Below are 16,405 nucleotides of genomic sequence, written 5' to 3' on the forward strand. Positions count from 1 at the left end.
ACCGGGCCTCAGTCGAAGACCGGCGCGTAGAGCACGCCGCCATCACGCCAGAGCCGGGTCAGCCCACGCGGCAGGTTATATGCCGATCCGGCGCCGAGATTGCGTCCGAAGATCTCGCTGTAATTGCCGATCTGCTTGATCACGTCATAGGCCCAGCTGTCGCGCAGGCCCAGCCCCTTGCCCAGCCCGGGCTGGGAGCCCAGGAGCCGCGCGACCCTAGGATCGGAGTGGCTCTTCATGGCATCGACATTGGCGCTGGTGATGCCGAGTTCTTCGGCCTCGATGAGCGCGGCGATCACCCAGTTGACCAGGATGAGGAACTTCTCGTCGCCCTGGCGAACAACCGCCGAGACCGGTTCGTTGGTCAGCACCTCCGGCAGCACGATGTTTTCCGCGGCGTCGCGCGAGCGGCGGACCCCGAAGACCGCCAGCGTCGGCCCCCAGCCGGCAATGGTATCGCAGCGATCGGCCAGATAGGCGGCGCGCGCATCCTCTGTCTTCTCGAAGGGAAGCATCCTGAAATTGAGCTTCTTCGACGCGAGATAATCCGCCGCGAGCCGCTCCGTCGTCGTGCCCGCGGGCACGCAGACGGTGACGCCGTCGAGCTGCGCCGCGCTGGTGACGCCGGCCCGCTTCTTGATCATGAACTGGGTGCCGCCGAAGAAATAGGGCAGCGTGAACTGAAAGCCGAGCACGGAGTTGCGCTGAAGGGTCCAGCTCGTGTGGTTGACGACGATGTCGACGCTGCCGGACTGGAGCGCCGGGAAACGCTGGGGCCAGCTCAGCGGCACGAAGACCGCCTTGTCCGGCGCGCCCAGGATCGCCGTCGCCACCGCGCGGCAAATTTCCGAGTCGAAGCCGTTCCAGCGGCCCTTGTCGTCGAGCTCGAAAAAGCCGGGCGAGCCGCCGGCGATGGTGCTGCACTGCAGGCTGCCGCGCTGCTTGATGGCGTCGAGCGTCGGGCCCTGCGCCGACGCTTCCTGAATAGAACTTGCGAATAACAAGCCGCAGATCAAAGCGATATTGAGTTTCATGCCCGACGCCCCTCTCATTGTCTTTGAATACGTTCAGGTCACCCAGAGGGAACGATACACAATAAATATAGCAGGTCTATATGAAATATTCTGTATCAATATACGATACGAAACGCAAAACAAACGCGACAGAGCGTGGAAGCGGCGAAGTGCCGCCCCCAAGGCCGTTTCAAGCGAAGTGCAAGCCGCCTCGGAGCGGCAAACGCCCCGGCGGACCAGCAAGGCGCGTCAGGACTACGGGCTGGAGCAGATTGTCGCACTCACCGCCGCGGCCGCGCCTCGGGTCGCGCGGCGCCCGCTGTCACGGGCGCGAGCGGGCGAAACGCAGCACGTTCCACGGGCTCGGCATCGGCCCGACGGGAACATCGATGACGGCGGGCAAACCGGACTGAAAGGCCTGCCGCAGCGCCTGCTTCAGCTCCGCCGGCGTTTTCGCCCGCAGCCCGAGGGCACCGAAGCTTTCCGCCAGCTTCACGAAGTCGGGATTGGTCAGATTGCTGGCGATCCGGCGATTGCCGAAATCCTCGGTCTGCGTCCGCATCACATTGCCGAATGCGCCATCGTTCATCAGCACGACGACAATGGGAATGCGGTGCTGCACGGCTGTCGCGAGCTCCTGGACATTGAACATGAAGCCGCCGTCGCCACTGACCGCCACGACGGCCTTGTCCGGCATGGCCGCCTTGACGCCGAGCGCGGTGGCCAGCCCCCAGCCCAGCGTTCCCTGATAGCCGGGCGTGATGAAGGTCCGCGGCTTGTAGATCGGAAATGACAGCCTGCTGACGTAACCGAGCTGGGTCAGTTCGTCGACGAAGATGCCGTCCTCGGGCAGCTCCGATCGGATCGCCTCCAGGAAATCGATCTGCGGCCGGCATTGCGCCCAGTCGGCATCGGACAGCGCCCTGAGCTGCTGCAATTCATCGGTCCTGGAGGGCCGCGAACCGGCCTGGCGCGCCAGTTCGCGCGCCAGGGCGGCCATGACCGGACCGGCATCGCCGACAATGCCGATACTGGCCGGCCGAACCCGATCCAGCTCGTCGGCATCCGCGTCGATGCGCACGATCTTGATCTTGTCGTCGAGCCCCCATTGCAGCTGCTGCAGCTGCAATCGCGTGCCGACAGCCAGCACCACATCGGCATCGCGCCACAGCCTGTGGCCGACGGCGCTGTTGACGCTCAGGGGATGGCGGCTGTCCAGGACACCCCGGCCGGTGCGGTGGCTGGAGACCGGCGCCTGCAGGATTTCGGCCACCTCCCTCACCGCCTCGCCGGCGTCGAGCGCGCCACCGCCGACGATGATCAGCGGCCTGGCCGCCGCGCTCAGAAGCCGGGCCGCGGCCTTTACCGCGTCGTCGTCGACCGGAATGGCGCGCGGCGCCGCGCCATCGAGGGAAGCGACCGGCGCGCGCCGGGGCCAGACGTCGATGGCACATTCGAGCGCCGCCGGGCGCGGCCGATCGCTGCGCATCTGGGCGAAAGCCTCGTTGACCTTCAGCGGCGCCTCGTGCGGCGCATGGATCCTGTCGGCCCATTTGGTCAGCGAGCGCAGGATCCCGAGCTGATCCGGAATCTCGTGCAGAAGGCCAAGACCCCTGCCAATGGCCGCATTGGCGATCTGCCCGGTCAAGGCCAGCACCGGAGCGTTCAAGGCATAGGCGGTGCAGAGCGCTCCGGAGGCATTGAGGATGCCCGGGCCGGGCACGACGGTGAAGACCGAAGGCTTGCCGGTCGCGAGCGCCGCGCCGAGCGCCATATAGGCGGCGCCCTGTTCGTGACGCGTATGGATCAACTTGATCCGGTCCGCGGCCCCGGCAAAGGCATCGAACAGGTGGTCGTTCTGCACCCCTGGAAGAGCGAACACCGTGGACACCTGGTTGCGCGCGAGTTGATCGACGACGGCCTCCGCCGTGGTCATCGTCCGCGGCTGCGCGATATCGGATTGGATTGCCATGTCATGGTTCCTCGAGGACGTCCGGCATCACTGCGCGACACCGCGTGATCATTCGGCCATTGAAGGCCTCGGCTGCGCGCGGCCCGGACAGGTGGCCGTTCGCAGCCTCGGGCCTGCCGCATCGCAGGCGCAGGCCACTTGCCTGAGCCGGACGGCGCGGCGGCTCCCGAGCGCCGCTTCAGGCGACCGGCCGGCCCCATCCTTCGCCCGGCGCCGACGACGCGAGGCGTTTCGGCCCACGCGTAGGGGGAGGATTGGCCGGGCCGTGCATCAAGCGAGCGCCCGGCGCTTCAGCGCAGGGCGATGATCGCGATTTCCACCTTGGCGGTCGCGGAAACGAGCCTCGCCTCGACGGTCGCCCGCGCGGGGGTGTGGCCCTGGGGCACCCAGGCGTCCCAGGCCCGGTTCATCTCGGCGAAATCCTTGATGTCGGCGAGCCATACGGTGGCGCTGAGAATTCGCTCCTTGTGCGTCCCGGCCTGACGGAGGCTCGCGTCCAGGGCGTCCAGGATCTCCTGGGTCTGGCCAAATGCATCCTTGGTCTTGTCGGTCGCGACTTCACCGCAGGTGAAGACCATAGCGTCGGTGCAGACGGCTTTGCTCATCCGCGGGCCGACGCCGATACGTTCGATCTGCATGAATTTCCCCTCGGCTCAGGATTTCGGCGCGGGCAGCGCATCCACGGGAACGGTGTAGTTCAGCGGCATCCGCCCGCCGTCGATGTAAAGCACCTGGCCGGTGACATAGGACGCGTCATCGCTGGCCAGGAACGACACCACGCTGGCCACCTCCTCGGGCTCGCCGCAACGCCCCATGGGCGTGCGGGAGAGAATGCGGCGATAGGATTCCTCGTTCGACAGAACGCCATTGCGCGTCAGGTCGGTGAGAATGGTGCCGGGGCCGACGGCGTTGACCCGAACATTCTCCTTGGCCAGCGCGACGGCGAAGATGCGGCTCATCTGATTGATGCCGGCCTTGGAGATGCCATAGGGGACATTGGTGGGAATCGTCAGGATAGCCTGCATCGAGGACATGTTGACGATGGCGCCGCCACCCTGCTTGACCATGACCCGCGCGGCTTCCTGGGTGCCGTAAAAGGTCCCGTTGAGGTTGACGCCGATGACGCGGGAATAGTCCTCGTCGGTGAGCTCCAGCACCGATTTCGAGACCGTGATCCCGGCATTGTTGACCATGATGTCGAGCCGGCCGCACTGCTCGACGACCTTGGCCACCAGAGCCGCGACGTCGGCGCGCTTGGAGACGTCGCAGGTGAAGGCGAAAGCCGTGGTGCCGCTGGGGTCGAGCGTGGCGGCCGCCGCGCTCACCTTCTCGGCATTCTGATCCGACAGCCAGACGACGGCCCCCTCCTCATGCAGCCGCTGCGCGCAGGCCAGGCCAATGCCCTGCGCCGCGCCGGTCACGATGGCTATCTTGTTCGCATGCTTCATCCCGGCCACTCCCCCTCGGTTCATGAAAAGACTATGCGACCTCCATATCGATACGCAAGGTCATTTTTTTCGATACCGTGATGTGAATACGACACGGTGACCCCGACGCTTTGGGCGAGGCATCACAGGCCATTGATATAATGAGCTTATTTTCGTATTGAAATACGATACGATATATCAATAAATCAACGCCGAGTGCGACCGCCGCGATCCCGGAACCCCTCGCCGTCGCCGATTGAGGTTTTTCGCAGGGCATCCCCAACGGAGCGGTCGAGGCCGCGATTGCCCGCCTGCGCGCTTCGCCTGGTCCCATCGGAACGATCGCGCCCTTCGCCCGCGCCGACGAGCGACGAGCGACGAGCGACAAGCGACGAGCGACGAGCGACGGCCTTACGAGAAATGCCCGTCTTCACCGGCACAAATTGGCGGTCGCGATCTCGCCTGCCCGCGGAGGAAGGCGGCACTCCATGAGCGCCGGCCTGCGCCGCCGGCTAGAACAGGCTGCCCTGCTCGCCCCCGCCACCCGTCCTCGGCGGCTTGGCGGCGGGTTTCGGCGGCCTCGGCGCCTTGGGCGGCGGAGCAAGGTCCTCCTCGCCCGCCTCGGCCTGGATTTCCGGCCCGTCATTGCTCACCTTGTTGACGCCCAAGCCGATGCGGCGCAGTTCCAGTTCGCCTTGCAGCGGCGCCTCAAGCAGCGCCTCGGCCCGGTCGGGGGTGGTCGCCGGATCCAGCCACTCCTCCCAGGACTTCGGATCGAGGATGATCGGCGCGCGCGGGTGGATCGTCTGCAGGGCCCCGGTCGCCTCGGTGGTCATCAGCGCCGCCGTATCGATCTCCGACCCGTCGGGCGAGGCCCAGGTTTCCCACAGCGCCGGAAAGGCGAAGGGCCCGCCGTCCCGCCGGCGGATCAGAAACGGCGTGGAGGCACGGCCGTCGCGCCGCCATTCGTAGAAGCCGTCGACCGGCATCAGCCCGCGCCGGCGCTGAAAGGCGGCGCGAAAGGACGGCTTCTCGCGGGCCGTCTCGGCGCGGATGTTGATGACCAGCGGAAATTCGTTGGGATCCTTCACCCAGCCCGGCAGGAAGCCCCAGCGCATCAGCACGAAGCGCCGCCGCCCCTCGATGATGGTGACCACGGGCACTGGCTGGGTCGGCGCGATATTGTAGCGCGGCGGGAAGTTCGGCTGGTCGACATAACCGAACTGTTCCCGGAGCAGCTCCGGCATGGTGGCGATGGCGAAACGTCCGCACATGTCTCTAATCCCGCGCCGGATCGAGCGACGGCGCCCGGCCTCGGCCGGCCTTGTGTGACATTCGGGAGATCATGGCGTTGTGGAAGCGCGCGCCAGGCATCTGCTTAAGCCTTCTTTCACCATGGCCATGGCTGATAGGGGGGCCCAGAAGGACACACATTAGCCGATGATCGCAGACGATCTCCAGGACGCGCACATCTTGTTGACGCCCGAGCGCCTGCGCGCGGCCAATATCCATCCCGAGACCCGGCTGGCAACCGACTACCTGAACCACTTCAACGAAGTGATCATGCTGCTCGAACTGGTCCCGTCCATGCCCGACTGCATCGACGACGTGATCGGCTGGACGCCGTTGACCTATGAAGAACATTTCCTTCGGTCGAGCTATCGCGACAAGGAACTGGTGCTGAGCGCCTACCAGCACGCCCCCGCCGGCGTGCTGCGCCGCTTTCATGCGGTCATCGACCAGATGGAGCAGCTCATGACCACGGCGATCGAGGGCCTGAAGACGGTCGGCCCCGGCCCCGAGGCGGCAATCATCGCCGAGGAAGCCGGCTTCATCCTGAAGCCGCTCGCCGCGCGCGCCGTCGGCGTGATGAACGCGGTGATCGACGAGGACGAGGATCTGACGGCGCCGGCCTCGGCCCAGGATGCCATCGACGCCCTGATGACACGCTGATAGCGTCCCGCGCCGCCGCCCTTCAGGCGGTCCGGACCCCAGACCATGACCGACCGCTCCTATCCGCCCCGCCCGATCCTGGCCGTCTCGACCGCGGTGATTCGCGGCGACCGGATCCTGCTCGCCCAGCGTGCCAACCCGCCGGGGCGCGGCCTCTACAGCCTGCCGGGCGGACTGGTCGAAATCGGCGAGACGCTGGCCGAAGCAGCCGCCCGCGAATTGATGGAGGAGGTCGCGGTGGTGGCCGAGCCGATCGGCCTGTGCGGCGCCCGCGACATCATCATGCGCGACGTCGCCGGCCAAGTGGAGCGGCATTTCGTCGTCGTCAGCTACGCCGCGCTGTGGGTATCGGGCGAAGGCGAGCGCTCGCCGGAAGCCAGCGATGTCAGCTGGATCGGCCTCGATGCGCTCGATCACCTGGCCACCACCGAGGGGCTCGGCGAGGTGGCGCGTGCCGCTTTCGCCCTCGTTGCCGGCCGTCATCAACCCTGATTCGCGCCCGATATTGCGGAGACCGGCGGGCTGGCGCATATCTTCGCCATGGTCCGCCGCGCCGCTCTCGCCCTGATGCTGGGTCTCGCATTGCCGTCGGCGGCATGGCCGCAGCGCGCGGCCGCGCCGCCGCCGCCCCAACCAGCTGTGCCGGAAGCGCTGCTGCAGGCGCCCTATGAGCCGCAATTGCTGCGGCTGGCCGAGATCATGGGGGCGCTGCACTATTTGCGCATGCTGTGCACCGGTCCGGAAACCGGCGCCTGGCGGCGCGAGATGCAGGCCCTGCTCGACGCCGAAGCCGGCAGCGCCGAGCGGCGCGAGCGGCTGACACTCCGGTTCAACCGCGGTTATGCCGGTTTCGAACAGACCCACCGCAGTTGCACGCCGGCCGCCCAGGTCGCCACGCGGCGCTATCTCGACGAGGGGCAGCGCATCGTCGCCGATATCACCAGCAGGTTCGTGAATTAGAGCGTTTCCCGCTGCGCCTGGGCCAAAAAGCGATGCGCGGGCGCGAAAAATAGGGGCTCGGGCGTGTCATTTTGGGATCAGCTTGGATTTATTCACCGATGTTAACCTTCCGGTGAGAATTGGCTGCCCTCGGGAGAAGCCCATGCTAGTGTCTCGTCATGGGGCAAATCAGGTTCGCTGATCCCCCTTCAGGACATGAAGATGCAGTTTGCTCCCGCGATATCCGCACGTGCAGCCGAGGCCGAAGACCAGCGTCAGGCGGCCATGGGCTATGTGTCGGAGGCCTTCGCCGAGGCACGCCTCGACGGCCTCGATGTCGATTGCATCGCCCAGGCCGCGGTGTTCGCGTCTTTCGTCGAGATGGTCGCGACCTATGGCGAGGAAGCCGCGGCCGTCTTCGCCGAACGATTGGCCGAACGGGTGCGCGGCGGCGAATTCACCGTGGACCGCTCGGCGCACTGACCGGTCAAACGGCTGCGAGGGCTTCTCTGTTGAACCCACGGACCATTGCGATCCTCGGGACGGTCGTTTCGGTCACGGCGCTCGGCGTCGCGGTCGCCCAGGTCATGCCGACCGACCGGGCGCGGCTGCCGGCTGCAGTGCAACCACCAAACCCGACCGGTACCGCGCCTGCGCTTCGCCCGACGATTCGCGACGTAACGCCACGTGCCGGTGATCCCCAATCCCCGGCACCTGCTCCGGCAGCGCCGGCTGCTCCCGCAGCTCCGCCAGCGGCCGCGACACCGGCGCCCGTCGCACCCACGCCCCGCCGGACCGCGCAGCCCGTGTCGATCGAATTACTGCCCGACAACGAGGACCTGCGCGAGCGCGTCGGCCATACCCGCGAGAAGCTGATTCTCGCCGCCCGCTCCGGCAATATCGAGCGCCTGGCCGTGGTGTTTCAGATGAACGAAACCATGCCCGTGTTCAGCCGTGGGCCAGAGCGCGACCCGGTGGCGTTCTGGAAACAGGCCTCGGGCGACGGCCAGGGTTATGAGATCCTGGGCATCCTCCTGAACATCCTCGACCTGCCCGCCGCTGTCATCAACAAGGGCACGCCGCAGGAGATGACGGTCTGGCCCTATCTCGCCCACGTGCCGCTCGACCGGCTGACCGCTCAGCAATCAGTCGATCTCTACCGGCTGATGACCGCCCAGGACGTGCGCGACATGCGGGTGCTGAACGCCTGGGTGTTCTGGCGGCTGGGCATCGGGCCGGACGGCACGCTGCACTATTTTCTCGCGGGCGAGTGAGTGGAATCAGGACCGCCGCTCGGTGATCGCGGTCCTTTGACGGGATAGCTCCGGTGAAGCTCTCCGCATGCTTGTTTCGGTGACGAGCATCCGGCGGCCAGGCACCACTTCCCCGTATTCGCACCGCGTCGTCTTGCCCGGGCTTGTCCCGGGCATCCACGCATTCATCCGGTCGCGATCATCAATTCGTGGATGCCCGGGACAAGCCCGGGCAAGACGAGAACGACCTTGGGGCGACGGCTGCGCAATCGATCCTCGCACGAGGCGTGTCCTGGCAAAGGATGGCGTGAGCCCGACGCATCCTCTCGTCCGGCCTTGCACGACTTGTCCGCATCGAAATCAAAGCACCGGGCAGCAGCCCTAGACCCCGCCCCGCCGCAACGCCAGAACGCTCCAGGTGACGGCGCCACGGCTGAGCATGTCTTCGCGTGAGCCCCTATGGATCTCGGCCAGGCCATTGGCACCGGCGAGTGCCGCGGTCTCATCGGCCGAAACGTCGAACATGCGACGGCCCGGCGGCACCGGCCCGTGGCGCAGCGTCATGAAGACCAGGCCGCCCGGCGCCACCAGACCCGCGAGCGCCGCCATCGCGGCCCCGCGCTCGGCGGCGTCGAGATGCATCCACACAGCGGTCAAGAAGGCGAGGTCGTAACGCTCGCCGCGCGCCCGGACGCGCGCCAGTTCCGGCAGGCCGTCATCCAGCCATTCGATCAGAGGGCTCGCATGCAGGCGCCGGGCTTCGGCCAGCAGTTCGGCGGTGGGTTCCACCGCCAGCACCTGGTGGCCGCGGGCGGCGAGCGCCGCCGCGTCGCGGCCGGTGCCGGCGCCGATATCGATGGCGCGAAGCGGCGCTGCCGGGACGAGATGCAGGATGTCGCGGTGCACGTCGTCGAAGGTGATGCTCTCATACTGGACGGTCAGCGCCGCGGCATTCTCGGCGTAACCATCGGTCGAGCGCCTGCCCTCGCTCAACGCGTCGGCCCGCCGGCATCCTGGAACCGGACCGCCTCGCCGCCCGACGGCGTCACCAGTTGGCCTTCCCACATCACGCGGCGGCCGCGAATGACGGTACCGACCGGCCAGCCGGTCACTTCGAGACCGTCATAGGGCGTCCACTGGCTCTTCGAGGCGATCCAGGAATTGGTGATGGTGGCCTTGCGCTTCAGATCGACAATGGTCAGGTCGGCATCGTAGCCGGCGGCGATCCGGCCCTTGCCGGCGATCGCGAAAATGCGCGCCGGTCCGTGGCTCGACAGGTCGACGAAGCGCTCCAGCGTCAGCCGCCCGGCATTCACATGGTCGAGCATGATCGGCACCAGCGTCTGCACGCCGGTCATGCCGGAGGGCGAGTTCGGATAGGTCTTGGCCTTCTCTTCCAGCGTGTGCGGCGCATGGTCGGAGCCGAGCACGTCGATGATGCCCTGGCCGATGCCGTGCCAGATGCCGTCGCGGTGGCGCGCCTCGCGCACCGGCGGGTTCATCTGGGCGAGCGTGCCGAGCCGCTCGTAGCAGTCGGGCGCGACCAGGGTGAGGTGATGCGGCGTCGCCTCGCAGGTCGCGACATCCTTGTGGCCCTGGAGATAGTCGATCTCCTCCGCCGTCGAGATATGCAGCACATGGATCTTGGCGTTGAAGCGCCTGGCGATGCCAACGAGACGCTCGGTGCAGGTGAGCGCGGCGATCTCGTCGCGCCAGACCGGATGGGACCGGGCGTCGCCCTCGATGCGCAGGTCCTTGCGCTCGCGCAGGCGGTATTCGTCCTCGGAGTGGAAGGCGGCCCGGCGGCGCGTGTGCTTGAGGATCGAGGCGACGCCCTCGTCGTCCTCGACCAGCAGCGAGCCGGTGGAGGAGCCCATGAACACCTTGATGCCGGCAGCCCCCGGCAGGCGCTCCAACTCGGCGACCTCGCCGGCATTGCCATGGGTGGCGCCGACCCAGAAGGCGAAGTCGCAATGCATGCGCGCCGTGCCGCGCGCCACCTTGTCGGCCAGCGCCGCCTCGGTGGTGGTCTGCGGATCGGTATTGGGCATTTCGAACACGGTCGTGACCCCGCCCATGACGGCGGCGCGCGAGCCGGTCTCCAGGTCTTCCTTGTGGCTCGGCCCCGGCTCGCGGAAATGCACCTGGCTGTCGATGACGCCGGGCAGGATGTGCAGGCCGGTGCAGTCGACCACCTCGCCGGCGGAGGCGCGAGAGAGGTCGCCGATCGCGGCGATCCGGCCGCCGGTGACGCCGATATCGCGCTGGCCGCGGCCGTCCTGATTGACCACCGTGCCGTTGCGGTAGATCACGTCGAAGGTCTGGGACATGGCTGCTATCTCCGGCATCGTGACGACGGCACCCTTGGAGCGGTGTGCCGACACGCTTATGTCGGAGATCGGACAAGGTGCCAAGTCAGGCGAAAACATCGCGCGAAAACTTGGCTTGGCATTGGCCGCAAGGAGCGACGCGAATGCAATCGGCCTTTTTGCCCGGGCGGGGCGTGGTGAAGCTGACCGGCGAGGATGCGGCCAAGTTCCTGCAGGGGCTGGTGACCTGCGATGTCGAGACCATTGGACCCGAGACGGCCGGTTTCGGCGCCCTGCTGACCCCGCAAGGCAAGATCATCGCCGACTTCCTGATCATCAAGGCGCCGGTAAGCAAAGGCGGCGGGCTGTTCCTCGATGTGCCCAAGACGCTGACGGCCGATCTGGTCAAGAAGCTCGGCTTCTACAAGCTGCGCGCCAAGGTGGCGATCGAAGACCTCTCGGTGGGCCTCGGCGTCACCGCGGCGTGGACTGCCGACACGACGCCGGAAGGCGAGCTCGTCGCACGTGACCCGCGCCATCCGGCACTCGGCTGGCGGATCATCGGCCCGTTGCCGGCCGGCGGCGCCGACGAGGCCAGCGCGGCGGCCTATGAGACCCATCGCATCGGCCTCGGCATTCCCGAGGGCGGCAGGGATTTCGCCTATGGCGATGCCTTCCCCCACGAGGTCGACATGGATCAGCTCGCAGGCGTGGCCTTCGACAAGGGCTGCTTCATCGGCCAGGAGGTGGTGAGCCGGATGCAGCATCGCGGCACGGCGCGCACCCGTGTCGTGCCGGTCCGCTTCGACGGCCCGGCGCCGGAGGTCGGCCTCGAGGTCACCGCCGGCGACAAGCTGGTCGGCCAGATGGGTTCGGCGGCCGATGGCCATGGTCTCGCCAAGCTCCGGCTCGACCGGATCGAGGATGCGCTGGCCGCCGGCCAGGCCATCACCGCCGGCGGCACAACACTGACCCCGGTCAAGCCGGACTGGGCGCGCTTCGCCTGGCCGGGCGAGACGGCGCCGGCCTGAAGCTCACAAGAAGCTCTGCGGATCGACGTCGATCTCGAGCCGGACATTGCCGCGTGGCGCTTCCACCGAAGAGAGCCAGGCGCGCAGCCAGCCCGAGAGGTCGAAGGCGCGCGCCGAACGCGCCAGCAGGCGCACCCGGTGGCGGCCGCGCACCAAGGCGAGCGGCGCTTCGGCCGGGCCGAGCAGCCGCACATCCGGGCCCGCGGGCGCACCCCGCATGATGGCGCGGGCATAAGCGAAAGCGTCGGCCTGGGCCTCGGCCGAAATGACCAGCGCCGCCAGGCGCCCATAAGGCGGCAACTGCGCCTCCTCGCGCATGGCGATCTCGGCCGCGTAGAAGGCCTCGCGGTCGCCCTTGACGATGGCGTCGATGATCGGATGCGCCGGCTGGTGGGTCTGGATCAGCGCGCGTGAACCGTCCTTGGCGCGGCCGGCGCGGCCGACCACCTGCTGCAGCAACTGGAAGGTCCGCTCGCCGGCCCGCGGATCGCCATTGGACAGGCCGAGATCGGCGTCGATCACCCCGACCAGAGCGAGGTGCGGAAAGTTATGGCCCTTGGCGACCAGCTGGGTGCCGATGACGATGTCGGCTTCACCCTTGGCCACCGCCTCGATTTCCTGGCGGATCCGCTCGATGCCGCCGGCCATGTCGGAGGAGAGCACCAGGAGGCGGGCCTCCGGGAACAAGGTGGCGCATTCCTCGGCCAACCGCTCGACGCCCGGACCGCAGGCGACGAAGCTGTCGACCGCCTCGCATTTGGGGCAATGCTGCAAGGGCGGCATGGAGAAACCGCAATGGTGGCAGACGAGCCGCCTGCGGAACCTATGATCGACCAGCCAGGCTGTGCAGTTCGGGCATTGCACCCGTTCGCCGCAGGTCCGGCAGAGCGTCAACGGCGCATAGCCGCGCCGGTTGAGGAACAAGAGCGACTGCTCCTTGGCGGCAAAGGTGTCGCGAATGGCCAGTTCCAGCGCCGGCGAGATCCAGCGGCCGTGCGGCGCGCCCCTCGTCTTCAGGTCGACAGTGGCGATCTTCGGCATTTCCCGGCCACCGAACCGCTCGGGCAGGATCAGCCGCCGGTAACGCCCCTTGTCGGCATTGACTCTGGATTCGACGGAAGGGGTGGCGGAAGCGAGCACCACCGGCGCGTCATGCAGGCGGGCGCGCACCACCGCCATGTCGCGGGCATGGTAGTGAACGCCGTCATCCTGCTTGTAGGCCTGCTCGTGTTCCTCGTCGACGATGACCAGGCCGAGCGCCTGGAACGGCAGGAACAGCGCCGAGCGCGCGCCAATGACGACCTTGACCTCGCCGCTCGCCACGCCGGTCCAGACCCGGGCCCGCCTCGTCGCGCCGACGCCGGAATGCCAGGCCGCCGGACGATGGCCGAAACGCTGGGCGAAACGGTCGAGGAACTGCGTCGTCAGAGCGATTTCGGGCACCAGGATCAGCGTCTGTTTGTCCTGCCGGAGCGCCTCGGCGACCGCCTCGAAATAGACCTCGGTCTTGCCCGAGCCGGTGACGCCATCCAGCAGGAAGACCTGGAAGCCGCCGGCCGCTACCGCATCCTCGATGGCGAGCGCGGCGTCCTTCTGAGCGACATTGAGGCTCGGTGTCGCATAAGCCGGATCGAGCGGCAGGGCGACCGCCTCGGGCGGCAGCGTGATGGCTTCCAGGGCGCCGTCGTCGACCAAGCCGTCAATGACGCCGACCGAGACGCCGGCCTCGCGCGCCGCCTCGCTCTTGCCGCGCGCCAGGCCATCGGCCATCAGCGCCATGGCCTTGGCGCGCGACGGCGTCGGGCGGCTCGGCGCGGCGCCGGTCGCACGCACGCCGATGCGCGGCCGCGGCGGCGCGAGAGCCTCGGGATCGCGCATCGCCATGCGCAGCACCATGCCGCGCGGCGCCAGCGTATAATCGGCGATCCAGTCGACCAGGCGGCGGATTTCATGCGGCACGGGCGCCACGTCGTGGCGCTCCGCGATATCCTTCAGGCGGTTATGCGAAACCCCGCCCGGTTCGTCGCGCAGGCGCCAGATGGCGCCGACCGCCGTGCGATTGCCGAGCGGCACGGCGACGAGGTCGCCCGGCCCGACGGCAAGGTCCGCGGGGATGCGGTAGCTGTAGGGACGGTCGACGGCGACAGGAATCAGGACATCGGCATAGCGCGGCGCGGACATCGCAAAGGCCTAGCCCGGATTTCGTGCAGGGGCTATGGCCTGCAGTGCTGCGGCGCGCGAAGGACCTGATCGCGACAGGCACATTGTGGCCGCGGACGAGGCCCACAAGTGCGTGTCTTCAGTTTGGAATGATTCGGGACTTGTCGAAAAACGTCAGCACTTCTGCCACTTGCAGGATTCTTTCGAACGACTCTAAATTCATATCAAGTCATTGAAATCATGAGCTTTTCGCGCTAGGAATCGAGCGCCCCGGCAGTCTTGCGGCTTTTTTCGCGGATGGGGCGGAGACACGCAGTGATCGTTTGCCATTGCAATGTGTTCAGCGACCACGACGTGAGAGCGTGTCTCGGCGATGGCCCGGAATGCCCGCGCGCGGTCGGCGAGGTCTATACCTGCCTCGGCTGCAGCCCGAATTGCGGGCGCTGCGCGCGCACCATCCTGGCGATCATGCGTGAGGCCGGCGCCGAGCAGGGCTGCTCCACCTGCCCCATCGGTCAATGCGCCCACCACGAGGCCCCGCAGCTCCTCGCCGCCGAATAGGCCCTTCCTCCTTTCCCCTGCCGCCCGACCACGTGCGTTCACCCGATCGATTCGGGCGATGCCTCATGCCCGCGCGACGGCGACGCCAATCCGCGCCGCCTGCGGTCGGTTGCCGCCTTGCGCTCTTGTCTGGAATGATTATAAACTAGCGCGGCAATCAAGCATGGCTGGCGCAATCAGCAAAAGGACGAGGCTCATGAAGGGCGACAAGAAGGTCATCGAATATCTCAACAAGGGCCTGCGCAGCGAGCTGACCGCCGTCAGCCAGTACTGGCTGCACTATCGCATGCTCGACAATTGGGGCTTCAAGGAGCTGGCCAAGACCTGGCGTAAGGAATCCATCGAGGAGATGGTTCACGCCGACAAGTTCATCGACCGGATCCTGTTCCTGGAAGGCCATCCGAACCTGCAGGTGCTCGACCCCCTGGAAATCGGCCAGGACATCAAAGAGGTCATTTCCTGCGACCTCAAGGCCGAAATCGGCGCCCGCAAGCTCTATCAGGAAGCCGCCGCCTATTGCGAGACGGTGAAGGATTATCCCTCGCGCGACCTGTTCATCCAGCTGATGACCGATGAGGAAGGCCATATCGATTTCCTGGAGACCCAGCTCGACGTGATCAAGACCGTCGGCATCCAGCTCTACGCCCAGAAGCATATTGGCGAACTCGACCACTGAGCGCCCGGCGGCGTTCACCGCGCATGAACCGGTCCATGGCATGGTCGGCCCATGTCCGACTTCGATGCGCCCGTTGACCTGCTGATGCCCGGCGCCGCGGCCGATACGGTCGCGGCGGTCGGGCGCTGGCTCCGCTATCTCGGCACCGAGAAGCGCCTGTCGCCGAAGACTCTGGAGGCTTATGGCCGCGACCTCAGGGTGTTCCTTGGCTTCCTTTCGGGCCATCTCGGCGAAGCCGTCTCGCTGACCGCGCTCGGCGCGATCGCGCCGCGCGACGTGCGCGCCTTCATGGCGCGGCGGCGCGCCGACAAGCTCGATCCGAGCTCGATCGGCCGGGCGCTCGCGGCGATCCGCTCCTTCACCCGCTTTCTCGAACGTGACGGCCAGGGCCGCATGGCGGCCTTCGCGGCGATCCGTTCGCCCAAGGTCGGGCGCCGGCTGCCACGGCCGCTGGCGATCGGCGCGGCGCGCCATGTCGCCTCGCCCGCCGCCCGCGAGCATGACGATGCCGCGCCCTGGGTGATCGCGCGCGATGCCGCCGTGCTCGGCCTGCTCTACGGCTCGGGCCTGCGCATCTCGGAGGCACTCGGGCTGAAGCAGGCCGACGCGCCGCCGCCGGGCGCCAACGGCCAGGTCACGGTGACCGGCAAGGGCGAGAAGGTGCGCCAGGTGCCCGTTATCGCCAAGGTCGCCGATGCCATCGCGGATTATCGCAAGATCTGCCCCTGGAGCCTCGGCGCGAGCGATCCGCTGTTCGTCGGGGTCAAAGGCGGCCCCCTGTCGCCGCGCATCATCCAGCTGACCATGGAGCGGCTGCGCGGTGCGCTCGGCCTGCCCGACAGCGCGACGCCGCACGCCCTGCGCCATTCCTTCGCCACCCACCTGCTCGGCCGCGGCGGCGACCTGCGCTCGATCCAGGAACTGCTGGGCCATGCCTCGCTGTCGACGACCCAGATCTATACCGAGGTCGATACCGCGGCGCTGCTCAGGGTTTATGAGAGCGCGCATCCGCGGGCGTGAGGGCCCGGAAACGGCACCGCCCTTTCGCGACCATGGTCGGATTCGCCCAGGCCAATACGTGATCGCCTCGTGCTGAATCGAAGCGCGAGGA

17 protein-coding genes are annotated in these 16,405 nt (G+C 67.4%); 9 read left to right on the forward strand and 8 right to left on the reverse strand.

Features of this window, described 5'->3' with window-relative positions:
• Nucleotides 1–8: 8 nt before the first annotated feature.
• From AC07WJ_RS23825 to AC07WJ_RS23845, 5 genes are all read right to left on the reverse strand, one after another.
• On the reverse strand, nucleotides 9–1,034 hold the full coding sequence (locus AC07WJ_RS23825) for a transporter substrate-binding domain-containing protein (protein WP_494937154.1): 1,026 nt from the start codon (nucleotides 1,032–1,034) through the stop codon (nucleotides 9–11).
• A gap of 301 nt (nucleotides 1,035–1,335) precedes the next feature.
• Complete coding sequence (locus AC07WJ_RS23830; RefSeq protein ID WP_494937155.1) at nucleotides 1,336–2,985, reverse strand: thiamine pyrophosphate-dependent enzyme; 1,650 nt, start codon at nucleotides 2,983–2,985, stop codon at nucleotides 1,336–1,338.
• 290 nt (nucleotides 2,986–3,275) lie between these two features.
• Nucleotides 3,276–3,623 carry a RidA family protein gene (locus AC07WJ_RS23835; protein WP_494937156.1) on the reverse strand — a complete coding sequence of 116 codons (348 nt, stop codon included), beginning with the start codon at nucleotides 3,621–3,623 and terminating at the stop codon, nucleotides 3,276–3,278.
• 15 nt (nucleotides 3,624–3,638) lie between these two features.
• On the reverse strand, nucleotides 3,639–4,433 hold the full coding sequence (locus AC07WJ_RS23840) for an SDR family NAD(P)-dependent oxidoreductase (protein ID WP_494937157.1): 795 nt from the start codon (nucleotides 4,431–4,433) through the stop codon (nucleotides 3,639–3,641).
• Between the two features lie 491 nt (nucleotides 4,434–4,924).
• Nucleotides 4,925–5,686: an SOS response-associated peptidase gene (locus tag AC07WJ_RS23845; protein WP_494937158.1), complete on the reverse strand. Its 762-nt coding sequence runs from the start codon at nucleotides 5,684–5,686 to the stop codon at nucleotides 4,925–4,927.
• A 166-nt stretch (nucleotides 5,687–5,852) separates the two neighbouring features.
• Here AC07WJ_RS23845 and AC07WJ_RS23850 point away from each other — a divergent pair, with 166 nt between their 5' ends.
• The 5 genes from AC07WJ_RS23850 (at nucleotide 5,853) to AC07WJ_RS23870 (ending at nucleotide 8,578) form a co-directional block, all read left to right on the forward strand.
• Nucleotides 5,853–6,365 (forward strand): hypothetical protein, encoded by a 513-nt coding sequence (locus AC07WJ_RS23850; RefSeq protein WP_494937159.1) that lies wholly within the window; start codon nucleotides 5,853–5,855, stop codon nucleotides 6,363–6,365.
• A gap of 45 nt (nucleotides 6,366–6,410) precedes the next feature.
• Entirely contained in the window at nucleotides 6,411–6,857 is a 447-nt protein-coding gene (locus AC07WJ_RS23855) for an NUDIX hydrolase (RefSeq protein ID WP_494937160.1), read from the forward strand.
• A 48-nt stretch (nucleotides 6,858–6,905) separates the two neighbouring features.
• The gene (locus AC07WJ_RS23860; protein WP_494937161.1) at nucleotides 6,906–7,325 is read left to right on the forward strand and encodes a TIGR02301 family protein; all 420 of its coding nucleotides are present in this window, start codon (nucleotides 6,906–6,908) and stop codon (nucleotides 7,323–7,325) included.
• 201 nt (nucleotides 7,326–7,526) lie between these two features.
• On the forward strand, nucleotides 7,527–7,787 hold the full coding sequence (locus AC07WJ_RS23865; RefSeq protein WP_494937162.1) for a hypothetical protein: 261 nt from the start codon (nucleotides 7,527–7,529) through the stop codon (nucleotides 7,785–7,787).
• A 323-nt stretch (nucleotides 7,788–8,110) separates the two neighbouring features.
• The gene (locus AC07WJ_RS23870) at nucleotides 8,111–8,578 is read left to right on the forward strand and encodes a hypothetical protein (protein WP_494937163.1); all 468 of its coding nucleotides are present in this window, start codon (nucleotides 8,111–8,113) and stop codon (nucleotides 8,576–8,578) included.
• A gap of 360 nt (nucleotides 8,579–8,938) precedes the next feature.
• Here AC07WJ_RS23870 and AC07WJ_RS23875 read toward each other — a convergent pair whose 3' ends face one another.
• Nucleotides 8,939–9,550 carry a class I SAM-dependent methyltransferase gene (locus AC07WJ_RS23875; RefSeq protein ID WP_494937164.1) on the reverse strand — a complete coding sequence of 204 codons (612 nt, stop codon included), beginning with the start codon at nucleotides 9,548–9,550 and terminating at the stop codon, nucleotides 8,939–8,941.
• A complete protein-coding gene (locus tag AC07WJ_RS23880; protein ID WP_494937165.1) occupies nucleotides 9,547–10,887 on the reverse strand; it encodes a dihydroorotase in 1,341 nt (446 codons plus the stop codon). Before AC07WJ_RS23880 ends, AC07WJ_RS23875 begins: the two co-directional genes overlap by 4 nt.
• Nucleotides 10,888–11,030: 143 nt before the next feature.
• On the opposite strand from AC07WJ_RS23880, the gene ygfZ reads away from it, so the two are divergent.
• Nucleotides 11,031–11,897: a CAF17-like 4Fe-4S cluster assembly/insertion protein YgfZ gene (gene ygfZ, locus AC07WJ_RS23885; RefSeq protein ID WP_494937166.1), complete on the forward strand. Its 867-nt coding sequence runs from the start codon at nucleotides 11,031–11,033 to the stop codon at nucleotides 11,895–11,897.
• A gap of 3 nt (nucleotides 11,898–11,900) precedes the next feature.
• On the opposite strand, the gene AC07WJ_RS23890 is transcribed toward ygfZ, so the two are convergent.
• The gene (locus AC07WJ_RS23890; protein WP_494937167.1) at nucleotides 11,901–14,078 is read right to left on the reverse strand and encodes a primosomal protein N'; all 2,178 of its coding nucleotides are present in this window, start codon (nucleotides 14,076–14,078) and stop codon (nucleotides 11,901–11,903) included.
• Nucleotides 14,079–14,372: 294 nt separating this feature from the next.
• Between AC07WJ_RS23890 and AC07WJ_RS23895 the strand changes: the two genes are divergently transcribed.
• The 3 genes from AC07WJ_RS23895 (at nucleotide 14,373) to AC07WJ_RS23905 (ending at nucleotide 16,314) form a co-directional block, all read left to right on the forward strand.
• Nucleotides 14,373–14,618 carry a (2Fe-2S)-binding protein gene (locus AC07WJ_RS23895; RefSeq protein ID WP_494937168.1) on the forward strand — a complete coding sequence of 82 codons (246 nt, stop codon included), beginning with the start codon at nucleotides 14,373–14,375 and terminating at the stop codon, nucleotides 14,616–14,618.
• A 196-nt stretch (nucleotides 14,619–14,814) separates the two neighbouring features.
• The gene (bfr, locus tag AC07WJ_RS23900; RefSeq protein WP_494937169.1) at nucleotides 14,815–15,294 is read left to right on the forward strand and encodes a bacterioferritin; all 480 of its coding nucleotides are present in this window, start codon (nucleotides 14,815–14,817) and stop codon (nucleotides 15,292–15,294) included.
• Between the two features lie 51 nt (nucleotides 15,295–15,345).
• Nucleotides 15,346–16,314: a tyrosine recombinase XerC gene (locus tag AC07WJ_RS23905; RefSeq protein ID WP_494937170.1), complete on the forward strand. Its 969-nt coding sequence runs from the start codon at nucleotides 15,346–15,348 to the stop codon at nucleotides 16,312–16,314.
• Nucleotides 16,315–16,405: the final 91 nt, after the last annotated feature.

It is taken from the genome of Phreatobacter sp. GW821-FHT04C01, from assembly GCF_059420385.1.

Coding starts and splice junctions, on each gene's coding strand:
- AC07WJ_RS23825 (WP_494937154.1), bottom strand. CDS start 1,034: ATGAAACTCAATATCGCTTTGATCTGCGGCTTGTTATTCGCAAGTTCT.
- bfr (WP_494937169.1), top strand. CDS start 14,815: ATGAAGGGCGACAAGAAGGTCATCGAATATCTCAACAAGGGCCTGCGC.
- ygfZ (WP_494937166.1), top strand. CDS start 11,031: ATGCAATCGGCCTTTTTGCCCGGGCGGGGCGTGGTGAAGCTGACCGGC.
- AC07WJ_RS23880 (WP_494937165.1), bottom strand. CDS start 10,887: ATGTCCCAGACCTTCGACGTGATCTACCGCAACGGCACGGTGGTCAAT.
- AC07WJ_RS23830 (WP_494937155.1), bottom strand. CDS start 2,985: ATGGCAATCCAATCCGATATCGCGCAGCCGCGGACGATGACCACGGCG.
- AC07WJ_RS23835 (WP_494937156.1), bottom strand. CDS start 3,623: ATGCAGATCGAACGTATCGGCGTCGGCCCGCGGATGAGCAAAGCCGTC.
- AC07WJ_RS23855 (WP_494937160.1), top strand. CDS start 6,411: ATGACCGACCGCTCCTATCCGCCCCGCCCGATCCTGGCCGTCTCGACC.
- AC07WJ_RS23840 (WP_494937157.1), bottom strand. CDS start 4,433: ATGAAGCATGCGAACAAGATAGCCATCGTGACCGGCGCGGCGCAGGGC.
- AC07WJ_RS23865 (WP_494937162.1), top strand. CDS start 7,527: ATGCAGTTTGCTCCCGCGATATCCGCACGTGCAGCCGAGGCCGAAGAC.
- AC07WJ_RS23845 (WP_494937158.1), bottom strand. CDS start 5,686: ATGTGCGGACGTTTCGCCATCGCCACCATGCCGGAGCTGCTCCGGGAA.
- AC07WJ_RS23860 (WP_494937161.1), top strand. CDS start 6,906: ATGGTCCGCCGCGCCGCTCTCGCCCTGATGCTGGGTCTCGCATTGCCG.
- AC07WJ_RS23890 (WP_494937167.1), bottom strand. CDS start 14,078: ATGTCCGCGCCGCGCTATGCCGATGTCCTGATTCCTGTCGCCGTCGAC.
- AC07WJ_RS23850 (WP_494937159.1), top strand. CDS start 5,853: ATGATCGCAGACGATCTCCAGGACGCGCACATCTTGTTGACGCCCGAG.
- AC07WJ_RS23905 (WP_494937170.1), top strand. CDS start 15,346: ATGTCCGACTTCGATGCGCCCGTTGACCTGCTGATGCCCGGCGCCGCG.